At 45.3% G+C, this 444-nt stretch carries 1 protein-coding gene; it reads right to left on the bottom strand.

Features of this window, described 5'->3' with window-relative positions; genetic code table 11:
* The coding region (locus RYX56_RS21210; protein WP_317123971.1) for a cation transporting ATPase C-terminal domain-containing protein at nucleotides 1-444 on the bottom strand (444 nt) is incomplete at both ends.

The raw sequence follows: 444 nt of genomic DNA, 5'->3' as shown, positions 1-444 counted from the left end.
AATGGGTTTCGCGACAATACAGATATTTCACTGCGGCAATCGAAGACATGTATAAGCTGTGCTAAGACCAGGGTGGCAAAGGCTACAGTCTGCGCATACTCCAATTGTGCCGGATCGTTATGATAAACAATCATAAAGGCTAATAATGTAACGAGCCCGATTAAAAATCCACGGGATATTACCTTCCAGCCTAAACCACGGGAAAAAACTCCCTCATTCTGGCTTCTTGGTCCGCGCTTCATCACGTTTTCTTCCGGCTGATCCAGTCCAAGAGCCATAGCCGGCAACCCGTCTGTCACCAAGTTTACCCAGAGAATTTGAATCGGCACTAACGGCAGGGGCAAGCCTAAAATCATCGCAAATAGCATAACCAAGATTTCACCAACGTTGGATGCCAGCAAATAACGGACAAACTTACGAATATTTTCATAAATATTCCTGCCT

Origin of the sequence: Alkalihalophilus lindianensis, assembly GCF_032843265.1 — a bacterium.
GTDB lineage: Bacteria > Bacillota > Bacilli > Bacillales > Bacillaceae_D > Alkalihalophilus > Alkalihalophilus lindianensis.
The sequence above is the reverse complement of the archived record's forward strand: the minus strand, read 5'-3'. Positions and strand labels throughout refer to the sequence as shown.